Annotated in this window: 19 protein-coding genes; 17 read left to right on the top strand and 2 right to left on the bottom strand. The window is 53.7% G+C overall.

Going from position 1 to position 21,851, the window contains the following annotated elements; all coding sequences use genetic code 11:
- Positions 1-11: 11 nt before the first annotated feature.
- Together tgt and yajC are read left to right on the top strand one after the other, a co-directional pair.
- Entirely contained in the window at positions 12-1,151 is a 1,140-nt protein-coding gene (gene tgt / locus NLX71_RS11680; RefSeq protein ID WP_254363864.1) for a tRNA guanosine(34) transglycosylase Tgt, read from the top strand.
- 96 nt (positions 1,152-1,247) lie between these two features.
- Entirely contained in the window at positions 1,248-1,571 is a 324-nt protein-coding gene (yajC, locus tag NLX71_RS11675) for a preprotein translocase subunit YajC (RefSeq protein ID WP_254363817.1), read from the top strand.
- A 100-nt stretch (positions 1,572-1,671) separates the two neighbouring features.
- Here the strand turns inward: yajC and NLX71_RS11670 are convergent, their stop codons facing one another.
- Positions 1,672-2,034 carry a TIGR04086 family membrane protein gene (locus tag NLX71_RS11670; protein WP_254363816.1) on the bottom strand — a complete coding sequence of 121 codons (363 nt, stop codon included), beginning with the start codon at positions 2,032-2,034 and terminating at the stop codon, positions 1,672-1,674.
- A gap of 175 nt (positions 2,035-2,209) precedes the next feature.
- Between NLX71_RS11670 and NLX71_RS11665 the strand changes: the two genes are divergently transcribed.
- Positions 2,210-2,884, top strand: coding sequence for a DUF421 domain-containing protein (locus tag NLX71_RS11665; RefSeq protein ID WP_254363815.1), 675 nt, complete (start codon positions 2,210-2,212; stop codon positions 2,882-2,884).
- Between the two features lie 12 nt (positions 2,885-2,896).
- Here NLX71_RS11665 and spoVB read toward each other — a convergent pair whose 3' ends face one another.
- Positions 2,897-4,462 carry a stage V sporulation protein B gene (gene spoVB / locus NLX71_RS11660; RefSeq protein WP_254363814.1) on the bottom strand — a complete coding sequence of 522 codons (1,566 nt, stop codon included), beginning with the start codon at positions 4,460-4,462 and terminating at the stop codon, positions 2,897-2,899.
- Between spoVB and NLX71_RS11655 the strand changes: the two genes are divergently transcribed.
- From NLX71_RS11655 to hisS, 14 genes are all read left to right on the top strand, one after another.
- Complete coding sequence (locus NLX71_RS11655) at positions 4,439-4,606, top strand: hypothetical protein (protein WP_254363813.1); 168 nt, start codon at positions 4,439-4,441, stop codon at positions 4,604-4,606. The genes spoVB and NLX71_RS11655 overlap by 24 nt on opposite strands.
- Before the next feature lie 38 nt (positions 4,607-4,644).
- A complete protein-coding gene (locus tag NLX71_RS26800; RefSeq protein ID WP_309248937.1) occupies positions 4,645-5,343 on the top strand; it encodes a post-transcriptional regulator in 699 nt (232 codons plus the stop codon).
- Positions 5,344-5,450: 107 nt separating this feature from the next.
- On the top strand, positions 5,451-6,683 hold the full coding sequence (gene secD / locus NLX71_RS11645; protein ID WP_254363812.1) for a protein translocase subunit SecD: 1,233 nt from the start codon (positions 5,451-5,453) through the stop codon (positions 6,681-6,683).
- A complete protein-coding gene (gene secF, locus NLX71_RS11640) occupies positions 6,673-7,590 on the top strand; it encodes a protein translocase subunit SecF (RefSeq protein ID WP_254363811.1) in 918 nt (305 codons plus the stop codon). The genes secD and secF overlap by 11 nt, the downstream gene beginning before the upstream one ends.
- Before the next feature lie 96 nt (positions 7,591-7,686).
- Entirely contained in the window at positions 7,687-8,637 is a 951-nt protein-coding gene (locus NLX71_RS11635; RefSeq protein WP_254363810.1) for a cation diffusion facilitator family transporter, read from the top strand.
- A gap of 23 nt (positions 8,638-8,660) precedes the next feature.
- On the top strand, positions 8,661-11,114 hold the full coding sequence (gene recJ / locus NLX71_RS11630; RefSeq protein ID WP_254363809.1) for a single-stranded-DNA-specific exonuclease RecJ: 2,454 nt from the start codon (positions 8,661-8,663) through the stop codon (positions 11,112-11,114).
- Positions 11,111-11,623, top strand: coding sequence for an adenine phosphoribosyltransferase (locus tag NLX71_RS11625; RefSeq protein ID WP_254363808.1), 513 nt, complete (start codon positions 11,111-11,113; stop codon positions 11,621-11,623). Before recJ ends, NLX71_RS11625 begins: the two co-directional genes overlap by 4 nt.
- Before the next feature lie 252 nt (positions 11,624-11,875).
- Complete coding sequence (locus NLX71_RS11620; protein ID WP_254363807.1) at positions 11,876-12,946, top strand: CotH kinase family protein; 1,071 nt, start codon at positions 11,876-11,878, stop codon at positions 12,944-12,946.
- A gap of 134 nt (positions 12,947-13,080) precedes the next feature.
- On the top strand, positions 13,081-15,276 hold the full coding sequence (locus NLX71_RS11615; protein WP_254363862.1) for a RelA/SpoT family protein: 2,196 nt from the start codon (positions 13,081-13,083) through the stop codon (positions 15,274-15,276).
- A 41-nt stretch (positions 15,277-15,317) separates the two neighbouring features.
- Positions 15,318-15,764, top strand: a complete 447-nt coding sequence (gene dtd / locus NLX71_RS11610) for a D-aminoacyl-tRNA deacylase (protein WP_254363806.1) — start codon at positions 15,318-15,320, stop codon at positions 15,762-15,764.
- A 162-nt stretch (positions 15,765-15,926) separates the two neighbouring features.
- Positions 15,927-16,103, top strand: coding sequence for a hypothetical protein (locus tag NLX71_RS11605; RefSeq protein ID WP_254363805.1), 177 nt, complete (start codon positions 15,927-15,929; stop codon positions 16,101-16,103).
- Positions 16,104-16,535: 432 nt separating this feature from the next.
- Positions 16,536-18,074: a coproporphyrinogen III oxidase gene (locus NLX71_RS11600; RefSeq protein WP_254363804.1), complete on the top strand. Its 1,539-nt coding sequence runs from the start codon at positions 16,536-16,538 to the stop codon at positions 18,072-18,074.
- 74 nt (positions 18,075-18,148) lie between these two features.
- Entirely contained in the window at positions 18,149-20,110 is a 1,962-nt protein-coding gene (locus NLX71_RS11595; protein ID WP_254363803.1) for an FAD-dependent oxidoreductase, read from the top strand.
- A 460-nt stretch (positions 20,111-20,570) separates the two neighbouring features.
- Positions 20,571-21,833: a histidine--tRNA ligase gene (hisS, locus tag NLX71_RS11590; protein ID WP_254363802.1), complete on the top strand. Its 1,263-nt coding sequence runs from the start codon at positions 20,571-20,573 to the stop codon at positions 21,831-21,833.
- Positions 21,834-21,851: the final 18 nt, after the last annotated feature.

Raw genomic sequence — 21,851 nt, 5'->3', positions numbered from 1 at the left:
AGAAAGAAGTGATTAGATTGGCCGTTACCTATGAGCATATCAAGACCTGCAAGCAATCCGGCGCGAGGCTGGGCCGGGTGCATACGCCCCACGGGGTGATCGAGACGCCGGCTTTTATGCCCGTCGGCACCCAGGCTACCGTGAAGACGATGTCCCCCGAAGAGCTGAAGCAAATGGACGCGCATATCATTTTGAGCAATACGTATCATTTATTTCTGCGTCCCGGCCATGAGATTGTGAAGAAGGCGGGAGGACTGCACCGCTTCATGAACTGGGACCGTCCGATTCTGACGGACAGCGGGGGCTTTCAAGTGTTCAGCTTGAGCGAGATGCGTAAAATCAGCGAGGAAGGCGTGCAGTTCCGCTCGCATTTGAACGGGGACAAGCTGTTCATTTCGCCTGAGAAATCGATTGAGATTCAAAATGCGCTTGGTTCGGATATTATGATGGCCTTCGACGAATGCCCGCCTTATCCGGCGGAGCATAGCTACGTCAAGCAATCGCTCGAACGGACGACCCGCTGGGCGGAACGGTGTTTGAAAGCCCATGCCCGGCCGAACGAACAGGCGATATTCGCAATCGTCCAGGGCGGCATGTTCGAGGATTTGCGCAAGCAGAGCGCGCTTGAGTTGACTTCCATGGATTTCCCGGGGTATGCTATTGGAGGACTCAGCGTAGGCGAGCCGAAGCCTCTGATGTATGAGGTGCTCGATTATACCGTTCCTTATCTGCCTGCCAACAAGCCGCGCTATTTGATGGGCGTAGGATCGCCCGACGCTTTGGTGGAAGGATCGATCCGCGGCGTTGACATGTTCGACTGCGTGCTGCCGACGCGCATTGCCCGTAACGGTACCGTGATGACGAGCGAAGGGCGGCTGGTTGTCCGCAATGCGAAGTTTGCCGAAGACTTCGGTCCGCTCGATCCGGAGTGCTCCTGCTATACGTGCAGGCATTATTCGCGGGCTTATATCCGCCACCTGATCAAAGCCGACGAATCTTTCGGCATCCGGCTGACGACGTATCATAACCTTCATTTCCTGTTGGAGCTGATGCGCGGGGTGCGCCAAGCGATTCGTGAAGATCGGCTGCTTGATTTCCGCGACGAATTTTTCGCGAAATACGGCATCGACGAGAATAGCAAAGGGTTCTAGAAGCCTGGTGAATCTGGAGCGCAGCCGCTTCGGATTCACCGGACTTACCACTTGGTATACATAGAGAAAGTCTGTAGAAAGGGGGGAATCAGACAAATGTGGTTAGCGGCAAATGAAACGGCGGCGGCTCCGGGGATTGAGGGATATCTCGTGACTTACGGCCCGCTCGTCTTGATGTTCGTCGTTCTTTATTTCTTACTTATCCGCCCTCAGCAAAAACGTCAAAAGACGCGCAACATGATGCTGGGCAACTTGAAAAAAGGGGATAAGGTTGTTACAATCGGGGGCCTGCACGGCACGATTTTGGAGCTTACGGACGATACGGTCGTCCTGAAGGTTAACGACGTCACGAAACTGACCTTCGAACGTTCGGCCGTGAATACGGTATCGGCTTCGGCGACAGCTTCCGAAGAAAAATAGTTTTCCCATCGTGCTTCGCTGCACACGCAAAAAGCGAGGTCTCTACCCATCCGGATTCCGGCGGGTTCAAAGAGATCTCGCTTTTTGTTTCCGTTCCGGTTCATTTTTTCAAATTGATGCCGATCATTCCGCCTAGCGCCCCGGCCAGCAGCCCTACCACCGCAAGCCCCAGCATCTCCTTGGAAAAACTTGCGTCGTACGCCAGAAATCCGATCACCCATACGACTACGGTGTACATAGCCCCCAGCAGTCCCCCGTGGTACCAGCCTTTGCTGCCGCTGCGTTTGCCCGATACCGCACCCCCTATCAGCAAGGCGACTCCGTGAATAAACAGCGTCGCGCCCAGCCACGATTTCTCCGGAATATTCGTTCCCAGCAAGACAAGCGAAGCAAGCAGCGTTCCGGCTAGCATGAACGCCACGGCATATACCAATCCGGCTAATAAGGGCGAATTTTTCATCATCCCTCTTGACCTCCTGTTCCAAGCCATTCTATGTTCCATTGTATGGGCATGTACACCGAAATAGTACAGCTTCTTCGGCGCGGAAGCATCGATTTGTTACCAGCAATTCACCCGCATGACAATCGTTCCCCGGGGCTACAATAGGCATTGAACTGCATTCGGGGAGGCCGAGTCCATGGATCTACTGCCGCTTTTTTTTCGCACCATTCTGATCTATGCGATCGTATTTTTTACCCTGCGCATTATGGGAAAAAGGGAGATCGGCAAGCTGTCGGTTTTTGACCTCGTCATTTCCATCATGATCGCGGAAATTGCCGTGTTCGTGCTGGAAGATATGAAGAAGCCTTTAATCGAGGGCATTCTTCCCATGGCAACGTTGGTCGTGGTTCAATTGACCATTGCTTTTGTTTCGTTGAAAAACGAAAAGCTGCGCCGCTTGTTTGAAGGCAAGCCTTCCCCCATTATTCAGAACGGCAAGCTGAATCGGAAGGAAATGAAGCGCCAACTATACAATTTGGACGATCTGCTACTGCAATTGAGAGAGAACAAAGTGACGAACCTTTCGGATGTGGAATTCGCCCTTCTCGAACCGTCGGGTAAGCTGACCGTGATCGAAAAAAATCAAGAGACGGAACCGTCCGTTGAAAAGCTGACATCATTTCGTTACGAAGGACTTCCTTTGCCGCTGATTATGGATGGGAAAGTACAGGACGAAAATTTGACCAAGCTCGGCCAAACCCGGTTTTGGCTCAAGAGTCAGCTCCAGAATAAGGGAGTCAAAGATTTTAAAAACGTATTTTTTTGTTCCATTGATCACCGAGGTCGCTGGTTTATCGACAAAAAAAGATGAGCGGGCGCTCTGTTATTTCACAAACCGTTTGCCGAGCCACAGAATACGGAAAACGTCGTCGCGGTTAATGAGTTTAAGCAGCATCGCGATCAGCAGATAAATGATAACCCCTGTCAGGCAGGAGAAGGCAAAACGGGTAAAGCCGCTGGCGACCCAAGGCGTATACATCACGACATAGCTGGCGAAGCCGGCGACCGCCATACTTATTCCGACTTTCAGGAAATCTCCGGCCTGCATGCGAAACTGAAGCAGGCGCACGACGCTGTTCCAATGCAGCAAGGTAACGAGCATGATATTCACGCTGATGGCGACAACCGCACCCAGGATGCCGAATTCCGGACGGCTGGCCAAAAAGTAAATGAGCGTCAGCTTAACAATAGACCCGACGAGCGTGTTGATCAGCGCGCTTCCGGGTCTTTCGAGCGCTTGGAGAGTGGATTGCAGCGGCGCCTGAAAATAAATGAAAAGCGCCGCGGGCGCCATCATCCGAAGCATCGCCCCGACCCCGGGCTGCCCGTACATATACTGGCAAATCGGCTCTGCCAGCACATACATCAATACGGCAAAGGGGGCGCCCGTCACCAAGGCAAGCTTCAACGATTGGTGCAGTCGCATATGGATCGTTTTCATGTCGTTCTTGGCTGCCGCCTCGGATAACGATGGGATAAGCGACACCGCGAGGGAAAAGGTAAGCGCGCTGGGCAGCATCAGCACCGGAATAATCATGCCTTGCAATGCTCCGTACTGCGCCGTCGCCACACCGGTTGCTACGCCTGCAACAGCGAGGCTTTGAATAATCAGAATCGATTCGAGAAAATACGAGCTGGAGCCGACCAGCTTGCTTCCGGTGACGGGCACGGCTAATTGAAGAAGACTTTTCAGGCTTTCGAAGCGGTTAAGCGACCGTCGAGCTCCGGTCTTTGCCCGGTGAGGCGTCACTCGCTGCGACCGGTTATGCCGGTATAGCAGTATCAGAACGAGCAGGGCGCACAACTCGCCGACCATGACGCCGATCATCGCTCCCGCGGCGGCAAATTCGATGCCGTAAGGCAGCAGCATGAAGGCAAAGGCGAGCACGGTAACGATGCGGACGAGCGTCTCGACCACTTGGGACAGCGCCGTCGGAATCATGTCCTGCCGGCCTTGGAAATACCCGCGGAATACGGCCGATATGCCGACGAGCGGGATGATCGGCGTCATGCACAGGAACGTGTAGTATACCCGGGGGTCCGTGAACAGATGGTCGGTAATCCAGCGGGCGCCGAGGACGATGACGGCTGTGAAAACAAAGCTGATTATAGTTGCCAGGGCAAGCGCTACCTGAAAGATCGTGCGGACCCGCGCGGCGTTGCCTTCGGCTTCGGCCGCAGCGATCAATTTGGCTACCGCGACCGGGATTCCTCCCGTGACGATCGTCAGAATGACGATGAGAAACGGCCACCCCATTTGATAAAGGCCGATTCCCTCCGGACCGATGACACGCGGAAGCGTAACCCGGGGAATGAAGCCAAGGATGCGGTTGACAATGCCTGCTGCAAGGAGGATGAGCGTTCCTTGGATAAACGATTGTTTTGTCAAGGGACCGACCTTCTTTCTTCCTGGATGGGCTTGTATTCCCGTGCGTTATTAATGGATATGCACAACCTGTCCAAGAGCATGCAACAATTTTTAGAGCGCGCCGCAGGCACAAAAGGCAGGAAAACGATCCGGGACAGCGAATAGGTACAATAACGAGGCTGCGCACGCGGGAGGGTTACTAGATGGAAAACGACAGTTGGAAACAGGATCGCAGCGACGGCAAGGGTCCGGATTCCATGAAAGCGGGAGCGGAGCACGCCTCCGCTCCGGAAACGGAACCCGGAGCCGGGAACGAGCATACGGTTAGTTCGGAGTCTCGAAATCCGGAAGAAGACGGGGCGCGGGAAGCTGCAGCCGAAAAGCCGCTTACGGAGCCGGCCCCTTATATGGAGTTTTTTTACTCGGAGAGGGAAACTGGCGATCACCCGCAGGAACCGACGATGGAAGAGAAGGTTTCAACCTCGCGTTCACTTGAGGATAAAGAATCGGCCGGTCCGAAGCCGGATGAGCCTCAGGAGGAGATCGGTACGGCTAAGGATGAGGATCACGAGGAGGAGTGCGAGCCCGAAGCGGTCGATCTGCCGGAGCTTTGGATGAAACACATGGAATCGGAGCCGGACCCTGAACCGGAAGAAGAGCCTATGAATGACGAGGAGCTCAGCCGGGTCATCGAGGAGATGTGCCTTAGCAAAGCCGAGGAGTTCCGCATGATCGGTTACGAGCAGGTGACAGGAGAGGAAATATGGGAATGCGTCAGCGACAAATACCGTAAGACCGGCGTTCCTCCGCTGCACCGAATCGTCAACGATATTTTATCTTTGAAGGCGACGCAGTTTATGAACTGGATGACCATGAGCATATATAAGGATGCCCATCGCTAGCGAGCGGGCTTCTTTTTTCGCGCGTCATGGAAAGGAAAAAAGAGGCAAATTGACTCGTTTTTCGGACGTAGGTATAATAGGAATATTGAGTATGGAAGGAGACTTTTATGGACATCAAAAGAATCGTCGCTTTTTTCGCTATCGTACTGATCGTCTTTGCTGCGATCGGAGTGACGAGTCCGCAGCTTGTCAAACAAGTGAGGCTGGGGCTTGATCTGAAAGGCGGCTTTGAGATTCTGTACGTTGTGGAGCCGATTGAGCCCGGGAAGCCGGTTACCCCCGAATCGCTCAAGCAAACCGCGATCAGTCTGGAGAAGCGGGCCGATAGTCTCGGGATTGCCGAGCCGGAAGTAACAACCGAGGGAAGCGACCGCATTCGCGTGAAACTGGCCGGGGTGTCGAATGAAGAGGAAGTTAGAAAGATCATCAAAGAGCCTGCGCAGCTCACGTTCCGCGGGCCGGACGGCACGAAGGAAATGCTGGGGAGCGACTTCGTAGAGGGCGCTGCCCAAGTCGGCTTCGACCAACAGAACCAGCCGATGATTTCGATCGAAGTCAAGGATAAAGAGAAATTCCGCCAGGTCACGGAGAAGCTGCTCGGTCAACCACTTGGCATTTATTTGGACGAGCACCAGTTGTCCGCTCCGGTCGTCCGACAGGTGCTGACCGACGGCAAAGCGACGATTTCGGGCAATTATACGTATGACGAAGCCAACAAGCTGAAAGACACGATTAACCTTGGCGCGCTTCCTCTGAAGCTGACCGAGAAATATACGCAGAGCGTAGGCGCTACGCTGGGCCAATTGTCCCTGCAGGAAACGGTTAAAGCCGGCCTCGTCGGTTCCGTGCTGATCCTGCTCTTCATGCTGATTTTTTACCGGGTGCCGGGCCTCATCGCCTCGATATCGATTATCACCTACGCCTGGCTGCTGCTCGTCGTCTTCGACTGGATTCACGCGACGCTGACGCTGCCGGGGATTGCGGCGTTTATTCTCGGCATCGGGGTGGCGGTCGATGCGAACATCATTACCGCCGAGCGGATCAAAGAGGAAATCCGCAGCGGCAAAAGTATTCTTTCCTCGATGAAAGCAGGCTCGAAGCATTCGTTTAGAACGATTATGGATGCCAATATTACGAACATCATTTCCGGCTTTGTGTTATTTTACATTGGTAACGGAGCCATCCGCGGATTTGCGCTTACGACGATGCTCAGCATCGTGCTTAGTGTCATCACGAACGTCTTCTTTGCGCGGTTTTTGACCTTGCTGCTCATCCGAAGCAATATGTTCAAGAAGCCGGTCTATTTTGGCGTAAAGGAGTCGGAAATCCGTGAACTCTAAAACTAAAATACTTTTCGATTTTGTCAAACACCGCAAAACGTTCTATATCATTTCGCTTCTCGTCTGTATCGTTGGCGCCGTTGTGTTGGCAGTCAGCGGTTTGAACTACGGGGTAGAATTCCGGGCAGGAACGTCCATGGACATCTCGGCCGGACAAGCGATGGATAAGGTCAAAGCCGAAGAACTGCTCAAAAGCGTCGGCGTTGAAGCCGGTGTGATGACCCTTGGCGGGGACAACAACAACCGCCTGTCCATGAGATTTAACGATATCTTGCCCGAAGCAACCCAAAAACAGATTCAGGAAAAATTCAAGGCAACCTACGGCGACAGCGTATCGCAGGAAGTCAATACCGTTACGGCGGATATGGCGATGGAGCTTCGCAACAAAGCGCTCATCGCGATCGGGGTAGCCAGCTTGGCCATTTGTCTCTACGTCACGATCCGCTTCGAGTGGCGGTTCGCGATTGCTTCGATTATTGCGATTTTGCATGACGCCTTTTTGGTCATCAGCGTGTTCGCGATATTCCGGCTGGAAGTGAACTTGCCGTTCATGGCTGCCGTGCTCACAACGATCGGTTATTCGGTTAACGATAAAATCGTCGTCTTTGACCGGGTTCGTGAAAATCTGCGCTTTTCTAAGCTGAAGACGCCGGACGATTTGGCGACCTTGTTGAATGAGAGTATCTGGCAGACGATGACAAGAAATATTAATACGGTCCTTACGGTATTGATTGCCGCCGTTTGTTTGCTTATACTCGGCAGTCCTTCCATTCAACTCTTCGCGCTTGCGAAGATCGTCGGTCTGGCCAGCGGCGCGTATTCTTCCATCTTTATTGCAGGTCCGCTTTGGTACGATATGAAAAGTAAGTCGCTCGGCAAAAAAGAGAGCTCTGCAGCGAAAGCGTAAGATCCGCTTTTACCGAAGCCATGGTTCATCTGCGGCCGGCCGCGCGAAACGGCAAGTTTCCGCGGCCTTTCTATCAATCTCATGGAGGAGTGGCCCATGACGGAGGAACGTTACAAGCAAGCGGCAGTGGGCGCATGGATCGGCATAGCAGGAAATCTTGCCCTTGCCCTTCTGAAAGGCGTGACCGGCTATTTGGCCAACAGTAAAGCATTAATGGCCGATGCGTTCCATTCGGCGTCGGATGTCGTAGGATCGGTTGCGGTTCTGGCCGGGCTTCGTGCGGCCAAGCGGCCTCCCGACGAGGATCATCCGTACGGACATGGCAAGGCGGAGCCGATAGCGGCCATTATTTTATCGGTACTGCTGCTTGTGGTCGGCGTGGAAATTGGCATTTCGGCTGCGAAATCGATTTATGGCGGCGTACACGAACCGCCGGAAGGCTTCGCGCTGACGGTGCTTATCTTGTCCATCATTGTTAAAGAAGCGATGTTTCAATACAAGTTCCGGCTTGGGAAGAAGCTGGCTAGTCAAGCCCTGATCGCTAACGCTTGGGAGCACCGCTCCGACGTTTATTCCTCGATTGCCGCGTTTGTCGGGGTTGGGGGCGCGATGCTCGGTTCCTATTTCGGAACTCCTTACCTGTATTACTTGGACCCGATTGCGGGTCTTGTCGTTGCGGTTATGGTGCTTCGAATGGGATACCGCTTATTGATGGATTCGGTTCACAGCACGATGGACCATGTACTGCATCAAGAAGATGCGGCAGATTTGCTTGAAACGGTACAGCGCATTAAAGGTGTTATCGCTGTGGATCAATTGCGGGCGCGGGAACACGGCCATTATGTCATTGTCGATGTGAAAATCAGCGTCAATCCGCGCATTTCGATCCAGGAAGGGCATGATATTGCCAAAATCGTCAAGTATACGCTTATGAAACGATTTTTGCACGTTTCCGACGTGTTCGTTCACGTCAATCCGTATGATGCAGGTTATCCGTACAAGAGTGCGGATTCGGAGCCTGACGATATGCCCACGGTGCTTCACTAAGAGGAATAGGGGGAACGGCCGTCATGCTTCAGGCGAAGGCAAGATGGAATATCGGCGCGGCAGACGGCAAAGCCGCTGAAAGGTTGGCGGAAGAGCTTAATCTGCCTCCAATCATTTCAAGACTGCTCATTGTCCGGGGAATAACAGATTCCACGCAAGCCGCTCATTTTTTAAACGGAGGAACGGATCAGACGTACGATCCGTTCCTTTTAGATGGTATGGAACAAGCGGTGGAACGAATTCGAAAAGCGATCGACAACGGGGAGCATATTCGCATCTACGGCGATTACGATGCGGACGGTGTCAGCAGCACGACGCTGATGGTTCATCTGCTGCGGCAGCTCGGCTGCACGTTCGATTATTACATTCCGCATCGCGTTCACGAAGGCTACGGTCTCAACACCGCTGCGCTTGACGCGGCGAAGGAACAGGGCGTCGGGCTGATCGTAACGGTCGATACCGGAATTAGCGCCGTGAAGGAAATCGCACATGCAAACGAGTTGGGGATCGATGTTATCGTCACGGATCATCACGAGCCGCCGGAGGTGCTCCCGGAAGCTTACGTACTGATCAATCCGAAAAAGCCGGGTTGTCCGTACCCTTACAAGCAGCTTGCAGGGGTAGGTGTCGCTCTAAAGCTCGCACAAGCGCTGCTAGGCCGTTGGCCTGAAGAGCTGCTGGAATTTGCCGCTATCGGTACGGTGGCTGATCTTATGCTATTGACTGACGAAAATCGGATCATCGTAAAGCAAGGCTTAGAGCGGATGAGATCGACATCGAATTATGGTATTCGATCGCTGCTGGAAATAGCGGGCATTCCGGTTCGGGAGGTAACCTCTACGCATATCGGGTTTGCCCTGGCGCCCCGCATTAATGCAAGCGGCCGTCTGCTCAGCGCGGACACGGCGGTCAGGCTGCTGACAACGACGAGCGAGCAGGAAGCGGATCAGCTGGCATTCGAGCTGGATCAGCTGAACAAGGAACGGCAGCGCATTGTCGACGAAATGGCCAAGCAGGCCGTAGACATGGTCGAAAAACGCAAAGCGAGCGGTGGACTGCCCGATGCTATCGTACTGGCTCGCGAAGAGTGGAACGTTGGTGTGATCGGCATCGTCGCCTCCAAGATCGTCGACCGCTTTTACCGGCCGACCGTTATTTTGGGCATAGATCCGGAAACCGGTATGGCCAAAGGCTCGGCGCGTTCGATCGCCGGCTTCGACATGTACCGCGCTTTAACGCATTGCTCGGATATTATGGATCATTACGGCGGTCATCCGATGGCGGCTGGCATGACGCTTGCAAAGGATCATTTGCCGGAGCTCGGCCTTCGGTTGGATCAGCTGGCGAAAGAATGGCTGACGCCGGATGATTACATACCGCAGCTGGATGCGGATCTGGTCTGCGATTTCAGCGACGTAACCTTGGAAAGCATCGGACAGTTGGAGCGGCTTGGACCGTTCGGGATGGGGAACCCGTCCCCGCGTTTCGTGTTCGGCGGTCTTGCTTTAAATGACATGCGCACGATGGGCAAGGAGCAGCAGCATTTGAAGCTGTCGCTCCGTTCCGCGCAGGATGAGACGGCCGCCGCCATGGATGGGGTCGGATTCGGCAAAGCTTCTTTGTCGGAATGGATATCGCCGTCGGCACAGCTTGAAGTGCTCGGGGAGCTATCCATCAACGAATGGAACGGGGTGCGCCGACCGCAAATTATGATCCAGGATGTGCGCGTGCCGGAAATACAGCTGTTCGATTGGCGAGGGGCTCCGAAGCCGGAAAAGAAGCTGGCGGAGCTGTGCGAACGGCTTGAACGGTATAATTTGGGGCAGCATGGCTTGCTGCCTGCCGTCATCGTGTTTGGAGAAGCGGTTCCGGCTCCGCTTCAATCCTCTTCTGCCCGATACACGCTATGGTGTGCCGACATTCACGGCCGGTTTCGGCCTGCGAACGAACACGCAGGGCTTACGGCATTATCGGGGGCTTCGGACGTGTTCATTTATTTCCTCCCGCAGAGGATCGAGCAGTTGCACACGCTGGCCGTCGAAGCGTCCTCTGCGCAGCGGTATTATGCTGCGTTCGGAGGCACCGAAGAGGATAAGCAAGGCAGCATCATGCCAGGCCGTGAGATGTTCAAAGCCGTATACGGCGCCGTCATGGCATTGCGGCCGGAAGCCGCGAACCAGCCCGCGGGCGGGCAGATTGTCCAGTCGATTGCGAGACGTTGCGCGCTTTCACCGCATCTCGTCTTGTTTATATTGGACGTTTTTATCGAGCTTGGCTTGATCGAATCGGAAGGGGAAGGGTATAGAGTCGTGCCCTCCTCCGAGAAAAAGGATTTATCCGCCTCGCTGCTTTACCGCAGCCGTTCGAAACGGCCGGACGTAGAACAGGAGCTTCTGTACTGCTCCGCAAAGGAGCTTCGTTTGAAGCTTCTGAAGGGACCGGGACCAAACCATTCCATGTTGGAGGAAATCGTATGAACTTCAAAGATTATATTCGCGTTATCCAAGACTTCCCGCACCCGGGAATCAGTTTTAAGGACATCACGACATTGCTGAGAGACGGCCAAGCCTACAAAGCCGTTATTGAAGAGCTTGCCCGCCGCTTGAAAGACAAAGAGATCGATTGCATCGCCGGACCGGAAGCGCGCGGTTTCGTGATCGGCGCGCCGCTCGCAATCGCGCTGGGAGTCGGCTTCGTGCCGATCCGCAAAAGCGGAAAGCTGCCGGGGTCGACGATTGAGGCAGATTATGCACTAGAGTATGGCAAAGACAAGCTTGCGATGCATAGCGATGCGATTGCTCCGGGACAAAAAGTGCTGATCGCCGACGACTTGCTGGCCACAGGCGGCACGATTGCGACCTCGATCAACCTGGTCAAGCAGTTGGGCGGAGAAGTGGTCGGAGCGGCGTTCCTGATCGAGCTTTTGGAGCTTAACGGACGGGAGAAGCTGGACGGGATCGAAGTATTGTCGCTCGTGCAGTATTAATCTTGTTCATAAGAAAAGGCGACCTTTAAGGGAATTCCTCAGGGTCGCCTTTCTATTGTTCCGAGGCTCGCCGCAGCTTAGGGGCGGTGGACCGTTATAACATGATCGATATGCCATGAACATCACCACCGGGCATACGCAGATAAGGCAACCGCCGTGACTGAGCTGTTTGCGGATGCATACGGTAAAGCAGCACAAAAAGCCTATCCTCAAGGATAGGCTTTTTGCTTTGTAGAGAAAGGCGGAAAGTCGATGGTTGCGGAACTGCCTGTGAGGCACTTGGTCATTGGCGAGCAGCAGTTAAAACAGCTGCAAAAAAATGTCTGGAGCAATCGTTTCGTTCAAGGAAGCATGGTGACCGAGGGAACAAAAACGGAGATCCGGGTTCGTTACCGGGGCGGACATACGCGCGACTATCCGAAACGTTCCTACGAAGTGATTCGCGGAGGGAAAACGTACCATTATAATGCCGAGTACGACGATCCTTCATTGATTCGGAATGCGTTGTCGTTTCGCTTTTTCGAGTGGATCGGGGTGCCTTGTCCTCAAACCAGACATTGCTTACTGCGGCTCAACGGGCAAAATTTAGGGGTGTATCTGGAGATCGAAGGGGTCGACCGTTATTTTTTTCGAAAACGGGGAATCTCGGTTCAGTCGCTATTTTATGCCGTAAACGACGATGCGAACTTTAGCTTGTATTCGGACGATTCGAGCCGCAAAAAATCCTCATTGTTTTCAGGCTACAAGCAAATGATCGGACCCTCGGATGACCGAAGCAAGTTCACGTTGTTTATCCGCAAGCTGAATATGCTCGGCTCGGACAGTTCTAAAGCGCTATTATCGTATCTGCAGCTTCGCTTGGACATCGACAATTACCTCCGCTGGTTGGCAGGAGCCGTTTTAACCGGAAATTATGACGGATTTGATCAGAACTACGCCATGTACCGACACCGAAAATCACAAAAATACCGGATCATTCCATGGGATTACGAAGGTACCTGGGGGAGGAACTGCTTCGGCAAACCGTGCGGCAGCGATTTGGTGCGCGTGACGGGCTATAACCGGCTGACCCGTATATTGCTGAAATTTCCGACCGTCCGGAGCAAGTATAAAAAGCTGCTTGCGGATATGCTGAACGACCCGTTCACGGTAAGAAGAATCATCCCCGTCGCCCACGCCATGCACAGCGCGATAAGACCTCATGTGGTGTGGGATACGGCCCGCAAATGGTCGGTTTCGGAGTTCGAGGGCGAAGTATGGATGATTCGCAGGTACATCGAAGAACGCCGAAGGCTGGTGGCCGATGCGCTGCGGGATTTGTAGCCGTCAGCGTACACGGAGCGTGTACACTTGTCCGCTTTGTGCGCAATATGTCGGTTTGTCCCGCAAATTCTTGACGCAGCCCCCGGTTCAAGGGCATAATGGATTAAAATCGAATTGAGGGAATGGATGAACGGATGGGGATAGAGCAGCTTCTTGCGAAGGCATCCACATATGTGAAAGAAAACGACCTGCAACGAATCCGGGAAACTTATGAATTTGCGGATCAGGCGCATTACGGCCAAGTGCGCAAATCCGGTGAGCCCTATATATTGCATCCGCTTGCCGTAGCGGACATTTTGGTTAATATGCAGATGGATACGACTTCCATCATTGCTGCGCTGCTCCATGACGTGGTGGAGGATACGACGGTATCGCTCGAATCAGTGCATGAAAAGTTCGGCGCTACCTGTGCGATGATCGTTGACGGCCTTACCAAACTCGAGAAAATCAAATTCAAGAGCAAGGAAGAGCACCAGAACGAAAACTACCGCAAAATGTTCGTCGCCATGGCACAGGACATTCGCGTCATTCTTATTAAATTGGCGGACCGTCTGCACAACATGCGAACGCTCAAGCACCAGTCGGAAGAAGCGCAGCGGCGCATCGCGGACGAGACGCTGGAGATATTTTGCCCGATCGCGCATCGTCTGGGGATATCGGCGATCAAGTGGGAGATGGAAGACATCGCATTGCGATACTTGAATCCCCAGCAGTATTACCGCATCGTGAACCTTATGCAGAAGAAGCGCGCCGAACGGGAGCAGTACTTAAGCGACGTCATTACGTCGGTTGGCGAGAAGCTGCAGGAGATGGGGATCGACGGCGACATTTCGGGACGACCCAAGCATATTTACAGCATTTACAAGAAGATGACGGTGAAAAGCAAGCAATTTAATGAAATCTACGATCTGCTGGCGCTGCGGATTATCGTCGACAATATTAAAGATTGCTACGCCACGTTAGGGATCATCCATACGCTGTGGAAGCCGATGCCCGGCCGTTTCAAGGATTATATCGCCATGCCGAAGCCGAACATGTATCAATCGCTGCATACGACGGTCATCGGTCCGAAAGGCGAACCGTTGGAAGTTCAGATCCGCACGTTTGAGATGCACCGTACCTCGGAATATGGGGTCGCTGCGCATTGGGCCTATAAAGAAGGCACGTCCGTCCCGTCAGGCAGCTACGAAGACAAAATGCATTTTATCCGCGAGATTCTTGAGCTTCAGAACGATACGCAGGATGCGCAGGAGTTCGTCGAGTCGCTCAAAATGGATTTTTTCACCGATCTGGTGTTCGTCTTTACGCCGAAAGGGGAAGTCATCGAACTGCCTGCGGGCTCGGTCCCGCTCGACTTTGCTTACCGGATTCATACGGAGGTCGGAAACCGTACGATCGGCGCCAAAATCAACGGTCGCATCGTCCCGCTCGACCACAAGCTGAAAACAGGCGATATTATCGAGATTTTGACGTCCAAGCATTCGTATGGACCAAGCCAGGATTGGGTGAAAATCGCTCAATCGTCGCACGCCCGGACCAAGATCCGCCAATGGTTCAAGAAAGAGCGCCGCGAAGAAAACGTGCTCAAGGGCCGTGAAATGATCGAGCGCGAGCTGAAAAGGCTCGGCTACGACGTTCCTGCGCTGACGAAAGACGACGAGATGCTGGAGGTTGCCCGGAAATTCAACTTTAACGAAATTGAGGACATGCTGTCGGCCGTCGGCTTCGGCGGCATCACCGCGGCCCAGATCGTCACCCGTTTGACCGAGAAGGTTCGCAGGGAAGCGGAGGAAGCCCAGCAACAGGCGATGCTTACGTCCGAGGTTAAGGAAATGAAAGCGCCGGTGTCGGATAAGGAGCGCAGAGGCCGTCCGACCGGAGGGGTCCGGGTCAAAGGAGTGGACAACCTGCTCGTGCGGTTTGCCCGCTGCTGCAATCCGGTGCCGGGCGATGCGATTATCGGGTATATTACGCGCGGACGGGGAGTATCCGTTCACCGCTTGGACTGTACGAACATTCCTTCGCCGGAGTGCAGTGACGAAGGAAATCGCGTGATCGAGGTCGAGTGGGCGGACAACATCGAGGCGAATTACAATGTCGAGATCGAAATTACGGGTCACGACCGGCGCGGACTGCTGAACGAAGTGCTCCAGGTCGTATCGGAATGCAAGACGGTCATTTCCGCCGTTTCCGGCCGTTCGGATAAAAATAAGATGGTGGTCATTCACATGACGATCCTGATCCGCAATATCGATCATCTTCATTCGGTCGTGGAAAAAATCAAGCGGATCAAGGACGTTTATTCGGTTCAGCGCATTATGCAGGCTTAAAGGCCCGGAAATTTTATTTTTGAAACGGAGTCAGGACGTTTATGAGAGTGGTACTGCAAAGAAGCAAAGCAGCACAAGTGACGGTGAACGGGGAGACGGTAGGCCGTATCGACCACGGCTTGGTGCTGCTTGTCGGCATTGCGGACGGCGATACCGAGGAGGATGCCCGGTACATTGCCGATAAAATAGCGGGCTTGCGCATATTTGAAGATGATCAAGAAAAAATGAACCATTCGGTGCTTGAGACCGGAGGCCAGGTGCTGTCGATCTCACAATTCACCTTATACGGGGACTGCCGGAAGGGAAGACGGCCCAATTTCATGGCAGCCGCTCGCCCCGAGCTTGCGGAGCCGCTTTACGAACGGTTTAACGGTATGCTTCGCGAAGCGGGACTTCATGTGGAGACCGGACGGTTCGGGGAAATGATGGACGTGTCGCTCATCAACGACGGACCGGTCACGCTCATCGTCGAGAGCAAGCAGGCTTAGAGCGCAATAAAGGAGTCGCATGCGCAGCGGCTTCTATCCAGAGCTATTCAAGAGGCTTCGGCATACGAATAAGCAAGGCTTAGACGGGAGACAATGAGAAATAAGCCTGCGTACGGTTTCACCTTGCGCGGCTGCCCGACATCTAAGGAGTCAATGCCTATTATGTATCGATCGCCGAAAGAACAAAGCTTACTGATGCTGGAGTTGCAGCTTGGTTCCGGCGGTTTGGCGGAGGCGGCAGCATTGCAACCGTCCGGCATGGACGATACGGAAATCCGTGCCGATTTCTCTTCTTCCAGCGAGCAACTGAAGCGGACGGCGCGCAAACCGTTCCGCTGACCAAAAAAACGGGCCGTTTTCGTGGATTGAGCGAAAGCGGCCCGTTTGTTTCATTAGACAGCCAAATATGCTAAACTATTGGCAGCAGTTTTATCTTATAAGTGTGACGAAGCAATTGTTTCGGCATCCGACGGCAGACTCGCACAGACGATTAGCGGAGGATGGAATGCATTGAAAGTCGAGCAAGTTTTGTTCCAATATGAAACTTCTTGTGCAGCAGTCCCGTCTTATAAGTGACGAAGCATTTGTTTCGGCATCCGGCGGCAAACTTCGAACAGATGATTAACGGGGGATGGAATGCATTGAAAGTCGAGCAAGTTTTGTTCCAATATGAAACTTCTTGTGCAGTAGTCCCGTCTTATAAGTGACGAAGCATTTGTTTCGGCATCCGGCAGCCGACTCGCACAGACGATTAACGGAGGATGGAATGCATTGAAAATCGAATTCGAGCGTGTCGGTTTCGGTGAACAGGCCAATGAACTGTTTCATATAGGCAAGCTTTTTTTCGAAGAGGTCGAAGCGGTTTACGAGAGAACGGACGATGCGCGCCTGCATGTTCACGTCGAGGTGGAAGCCGATGAAACGAAGCGTGTAATCAGATCCAAGATCCGACTGACCGACCGGGAGACGGGGGCTGCTTACGACAACGAGCATGAGCGGGCGATGGATGCGCGGGACGCCGGGCATAAACGTACCGTCAAGCGGGCAGTCGGCTATGGGTTGCTTCAGGTGCTTCGTGAGTATACCGGGCTGGAGCAGGCATGGGGGATTTTGACCGGCGTTCGTCCGACCAAGCTGATGCATAACATGATGATGAAACAACCGATTGAAAGCTGCAAGCAAACGCTGCGCGACGAGTATCTCGTCACCGAACCGAAAGTGGAACTGCTCGCCGGAATAGCCGAACGTCAGTTGAAAGTGATCCCTGATTTATTCCATTTGGACCGTGAAGTAAGCATTTATATCGGAATCCCGTTTTGTCCGACCAAATGCGCTTATTGTACATTTCCGGCCTACGATATTCGTGGGAATAACGGGTCCGTCGAGGCGTTCCTGGAAGGACTGCATTACGAAATTCGCGAGATGGGCCGCTGGATGCGGGAAGCCGGAGTCGGCATCACTACGATTTACTGGGGCGGAGGAACGCCGACGAGCATTACGGCCGAGCAGATGGATGCGCTGTTCGTCACGATGCACGAATCGTTCCCGGCGATGGATCGTGTCCGCGAGCTGACCGTCGAGGCCGGCCGTCCGGATACGATCACCGAAGACAAGATCGAAGTGATGAAGCGCTGGAAGGTCGACCGGATCAGCATTAACCCGCAAAGCTTTACGCAGGCGACGCTCGATGCGATCGGACGGCACCATACGGTGACGGAAACGATCGAGAAGTTCAAGCTCGCGCGAAAGCTCGGGTTGAACAACATCAACATGGATCTGATTATCGGGTTGCCGAACGAAGGTATGGCCGAGCTGCAGAGGACGCTCGATCAAACGGCCGAGCTGCTGCCGGAATCGCTGACGGTTCATACGCTCTCCTTCAAGCGCGCTTCCAAGATGACGAAGAACAAAAGCGAATTCGAAGTGGCGGAGCGGGACGAAATAGCCGAGATGATCCGCTCAGCCTCCGAATGGACGGAGCGGCACGGGTACAAGCCGTATTATATGTACCGGCAGAAAAACATTTTGGGCAATCAGGAGAACGTCGGCTATTCGCTCGAAGGCTTCGAGAGTCTGTACAACATTCTGATGATGGAAGAGCGTCAGACGATTCTCGGACTCGGCTGCGGCGCGGTAAGCAAGGTGCTTTATCCGAAGGTCGAGCATGAGGATGGCTACGAGCAGCGCATCGAACGGATGCCGAACCCGAAGGAGCCTTCCTTCTACAATGAGGCTTATCAAGAGTATGTAGACAAAAAAATCAGGCTGCTGAACGATGCTTACGGCGTTCCGGCCAGCGAGCCGTCGTAAGGCGGCGTAACGAATCATGCTTCGTTTTATTTTCAAACGATGAGGCATAAATCATAACATGGCAGAGGTGTATTATGGCAGGGAAATCGAACTTTTCCGGAGGAAGCGCAAAGGGATACGTATTAGTAATCGCAATAATCGTTCTTATTGCGGCTGGCGCCGGCGCATGGCATTACTTGAAAGCAGGGGGAACAAAAGCCGGAGCGGGGAAGAGTGAACGAAAAGCCGCCCAGAAGCTGGAACAAGTAAAAACGGTAAGTACTCCGAAAGACAGCTATGACCTTATCGTAGCCGGGACCGACCCCGAGGGCGTGGCGGCAGCCGTTTCCGCGGCGCGCAACGGCCAGAAGACGCTGCTGGTTGACGGAAAAGACCGTGAGATCTTGGGCGGACTGATGACACTCGGATGGTTGAACAGCTTGGACATGAACTATGAGCCGGACAATGGTGTCCTTCAATCACGTGAAATACTCAACAAAGGTATATTTACGGAATGGTACGGCAAAATCGAAGGAGATTCGTTCGATGTCGTGACGGCTGCAAATGTCTTTAACTCGCTGGTAGCCGCAGAGAACAATATCGACGTGCTGCTGAAGGTCAAATCGATGGAGCCGATCACCTCCCCTTCCGGAACGGTTTCCAAAATCACAGGCATGAAGCTGACGTTGGCCGACGGCAGTGTCAAAACCGTCCAGACCAAAGCGCTCATCGATGCGACGCAGGATGCAGACATTGCCGCAGCCGCCGGAGTTCCTTATACGACGGGGCGCGAAGATCTCGGCGACAAGAAAGCGCGTATGGCCGTGACGCTCGTCTTCCGGTTGAAGAACGTTACGCCGGACGTATGGGAGAAGGTCCGCAAGCGTCTGCAAGGAGATAACGACGACGGAACAGGCGCGAACGAAATGAGCGCTTGGGGCTACAAAGAAATGAAGGATTATCCCTCGATCAATAAAAATCGCGTGCGGATGCGGGGATTGAACATCGGACGTCAGAACAACGATACGATGCTGATCAATGCGCTGCAAATTTTCGGAATCGACGGAACCGACCCCAAGTCGCGCGAAGAAGCATTTAAGCTTGGCAAGGAAGAACTTCCTAATATTGTGAAATACATGCAGGAAAAATATCCTGAATTTGCCGGCATAGCATTGGACGACACAGCGCCGGAGCTGTATGTACGCGAAACGCGTCACATCCAAGGCGAATACCGCCTTAGCATTATCGATGTGCTCGAAAACCGCGATCAATGGGACCGCGTCGGTTTCGGCTCCTATCCGGTCGACATTCAGCGGATGTCGCCTGCGGACACCGGTGCGGTTGTGAACCGGCCTCAGCAATACGCTGTGCCGTTCCGCAGCATCGTGCCGCTGAAAGTGGACGGGCTGCTGGTCGTCGGGCGCGCGGCGAGCTTCGATTCGCTCCCGCACGGGTCCGCACGCGTTATTCCGATCGGCATGGCGGCCGCCGAAGCGGCCGGAGCGGCAGCGAAAATCGCGGCGGACTCCGGAATCACGTTCCGGCAAATGTCCGCCAACAAGGAAGTCATTACGAAGCTTCAGGATAAGCTGAATAATCAGGGCATGGTACTGAAGCCGTTTAGCATCAAAGCGCAGCCGTTCATGGAGCATAAAGCGTATGAAGGCTTGAAGGTAGCGGTCACGCTCAGTCTTGCGACAGGCGGATACGACAACAACTTTTCGCTGGACGGCAAGTCCAACCAGCAGCGGTTTATCAATCTTCTCTTGAACATGCGTAAATTCAAGCCCGAGGCGATGGCTGGGAACCCGGGAGAGGCGCTTGCCAAAGGCACCGATCCGAAGACGCTGCCAGTTACGCTGGACCAAGCGGCGCACATGATCGCCCTCTTGCTTAAGGTGGAAACGTCACCCGAGCAAGCGCTGCAGACGCTGCAAAGCAAAGGATTGCTTGCTGCCGCGACATTGGACGTCATTGCGAACAAGAAGGAACTGACCAACGGCGATTCGTATATGCTGGTAAAAGACGTATACAACGCGCTGAAGGCGGCAAAATAATCCGAATGAAAATTTGCAAGCAAGCGCATGTTTTTTCTTGACTTTGAAAACCTTCGCGGGTAGAATAAATTCTAATTCCATGTCATATCTTGTAGATCCATTGATGGGACAAAGTAATTCGAACCTTGCGTATCCAGAGAGGGAAGCCCAGGCTGCAAGCTTCCTTATGCGAATCGAACGAACAGACCTCCCGGAGGACGAACGGGGAACCCCGGCCAGACGAAGGCGTTCATAGCCAGTGCCGGATAGTAGTTGTTTGCGGCAGGCGGACGTTACCCGCTTGAAGAGTGTGAGCGAGTTGTTTTGCTTAAGCCGGACCCGGCAATGCAAGCTCGTTCGAATCGTGGGTGGTACCGCGGGAGACTTTGGGCAAGTACAATCTCTCGTCCCTGAATTTGTTCAGGGGCGGGAGTTTTTTATTTTTTGTGCTGAAACGCGACAGAAAGGAGTCTGGGCTTAGATGAGCATCCAAAAACCGAAGGGCACGCAGGACCTGCTGCCCGGCGAAATCGAGAAATGGCACTATATTGAGGCGAAGGCCCGGGAGTTGTGTCAGCGTTTCAATTTTGGCGAGATCCGTACGCCGATGTTCGAGCACACAGAGCTGTTCCAGCGCGGCGTAGGAGAGACGACGGACATCGTCGAGAAGGAAATGTACACCTTCCTCGACAAAGGGGATCGCAGCATTTCGCTTCGCCCGGAAGGAACGGCCGGGGTCGTTCGTTCTTATGTGGAGAACAAGCTGTACGGCGAGCCGGATGTCAGCAAGCTTTATTATATCGGCCCGATGTTCCGCTACGAGCAGCCGCAGGCCGGCCGCTACCGCCAGTTTCACCAATTCGGCATCGAAGCGTTCGGTTCGGTGGACCCGAGCCTTGATGCGGAAGTCATTGCGCTGGGCTATACGTTCTATAAAGAGCTCGGGTTAAAAGACGTCACGGTAGAAATCAACTCCGTCGGCAACCCGGCTGTACGGGCTGTGTACCGCGAGAAAATTCAGCAGTTCTTCGCTCCAGTGAAGGATAAGCTGTGCAAGGACTGTCAATCGCGTTACGACCGCAATCCGATGAGGATTCTCGACTGTAAGGTCGATCAGAAATACGGCGAAGGCGCACCGACCATTCTCGAATACTTGGACGAGGAATGTCAGACGCACTTCCAAGCGGTGCAGGAGTATTTGGCTGCAATGGAGATTCCGTTCAGCATCAATCCGCGCCTGGTTCGGGGGCTGGACTACTATACGCACACCGCGTTCGAGTACAAAGCGGCCGGAATCGGCGCGATCGATACGATCGGTGGGGGCGGACGCTATAACGGCCTTGTCGGACAAATCGGCGGAACTGACCAGCCGGGCGTCGGCTTCGGACTCGGGATGGAGCGTATTCTGCTTGTGCTGCAGGCGCAGGGAGTCGATATTCCGGCGGCTAAACCGTTAGATGTATACCTGATCGGCCTTGGCGAAGCCGCAGAGCGCGAGTGTGTGAAGCTGCTGCAAAATGTTCGTCTGGCAGGACTGTCGGCGGAAAAAGACTACTTAGGCCGCAAAATCAAAGCGAAAATGAAATCGGCCGACCGGTACAACGCAGCTTATGTCGCCATTCTTGGCGAGGATGAGCTCGCAAAGGGCGAGATTACCTTGAAAACGATGGCTACCGGCGAACAAGAAACGCTGCTTCTCGCCGATCTTGTGCAAACGCTGCGCGAGCGGGCTGGGCAAGTTTAACGATAAAACGGAGGTAAC

The sequence above is a fragment of the Paenibacillus sp. MZ04-78.2 genome (assembly GCF_024213375.1).
GTDB lineage: Bacteria > Bacillota > Bacilli > Paenibacillales > NBRC-103111 > Paenibacillus_G.
Note: the sequence above shows the minus strand (reverse complement) of the source record. Positions and strands in the feature narration are given on the sequence as shown.

Excerpts from the sequence above, each read along its gene's own strand:
- yajC (WP_254363817.1), top strand. The coding sequence starts at position 1,248 with ATGTGGTTAGCGGCAAATGAAACGGCGGCGGCTCCGGGGATTGAGGGA.
- NLX71_RS11670 (WP_254363816.1), bottom strand. The coding sequence starts at position 2,034 with ATGATGAAAAATTCGCCCTTATTAGCCGGATTGGTATATGCCGTGGCG.
- NLX71_RS11665 (WP_254363815.1), top strand. The coding sequence starts at position 2,210 with ATGGATCTACTGCCGCTTTTTTTTCGCACCATTCTGATCTATGCGATC.
- NLX71_RS26800 (WP_309248937.1), top strand. The coding sequence starts at position 4,645 with ATGGAAAACGACAGTTGGAAACAGGATCGCAGCGACGGCAAGGGTCCG.
- secD (WP_254363812.1), top strand. The coding sequence starts at position 5,451 with ATGGACATCAAAAGAATCGTCGCTTTTTTCGCTATCGTACTGATCGTC.
- NLX71_RS11635 (WP_254363810.1), top strand. The coding sequence starts at position 7,687 with ATGACGGAGGAACGTTACAAGCAAGCGGCAGTGGGCGCATGGATCGGC.
- recJ (WP_254363809.1), top strand. The coding sequence starts at position 8,661 with ATGCTTCAGGCGAAGGCAAGATGGAATATCGGCGCGGCAGACGGCAAA.
- NLX71_RS11625 (WP_254363808.1), top strand. The coding sequence starts at position 11,111 with ATGAACTTCAAAGATTATATTCGCGTTATCCAAGACTTCCCGCACCCG.
- NLX71_RS11620 (WP_254363807.1), top strand. The coding sequence starts at position 11,876 with ATGGTTGCGGAACTGCCTGTGAGGCACTTGGTCATTGGCGAGCAGCAG.
- NLX71_RS11615 (WP_254363862.1), top strand. The coding sequence starts at position 13,081 with ATGGGGATAGAGCAGCTTCTTGCGAAGGCATCCACATATGTGAAAGAA.
- dtd (WP_254363806.1), top strand. The coding sequence starts at position 15,318 with ATGAGAGTGGTACTGCAAAGAAGCAAAGCAGCACAAGTGACGGTGAAC.
- NLX71_RS11605 (WP_254363805.1), top strand. The coding sequence starts at position 15,927 with ATGTATCGATCGCCGAAAGAACAAAGCTTACTGATGCTGGAGTTGCAG.
- NLX71_RS11595 (WP_254363803.1), top strand. The coding sequence starts at position 18,149 with ATGGCAGGGAAATCGAACTTTTCCGGAGGAAGCGCAAAGGGATACGTA.
- hisS (WP_254363802.1), top strand. The coding sequence starts at position 20,571 with ATGAGCATCCAAAAACCGAAGGGCACGCAGGACCTGCTGCCCGGCGAA.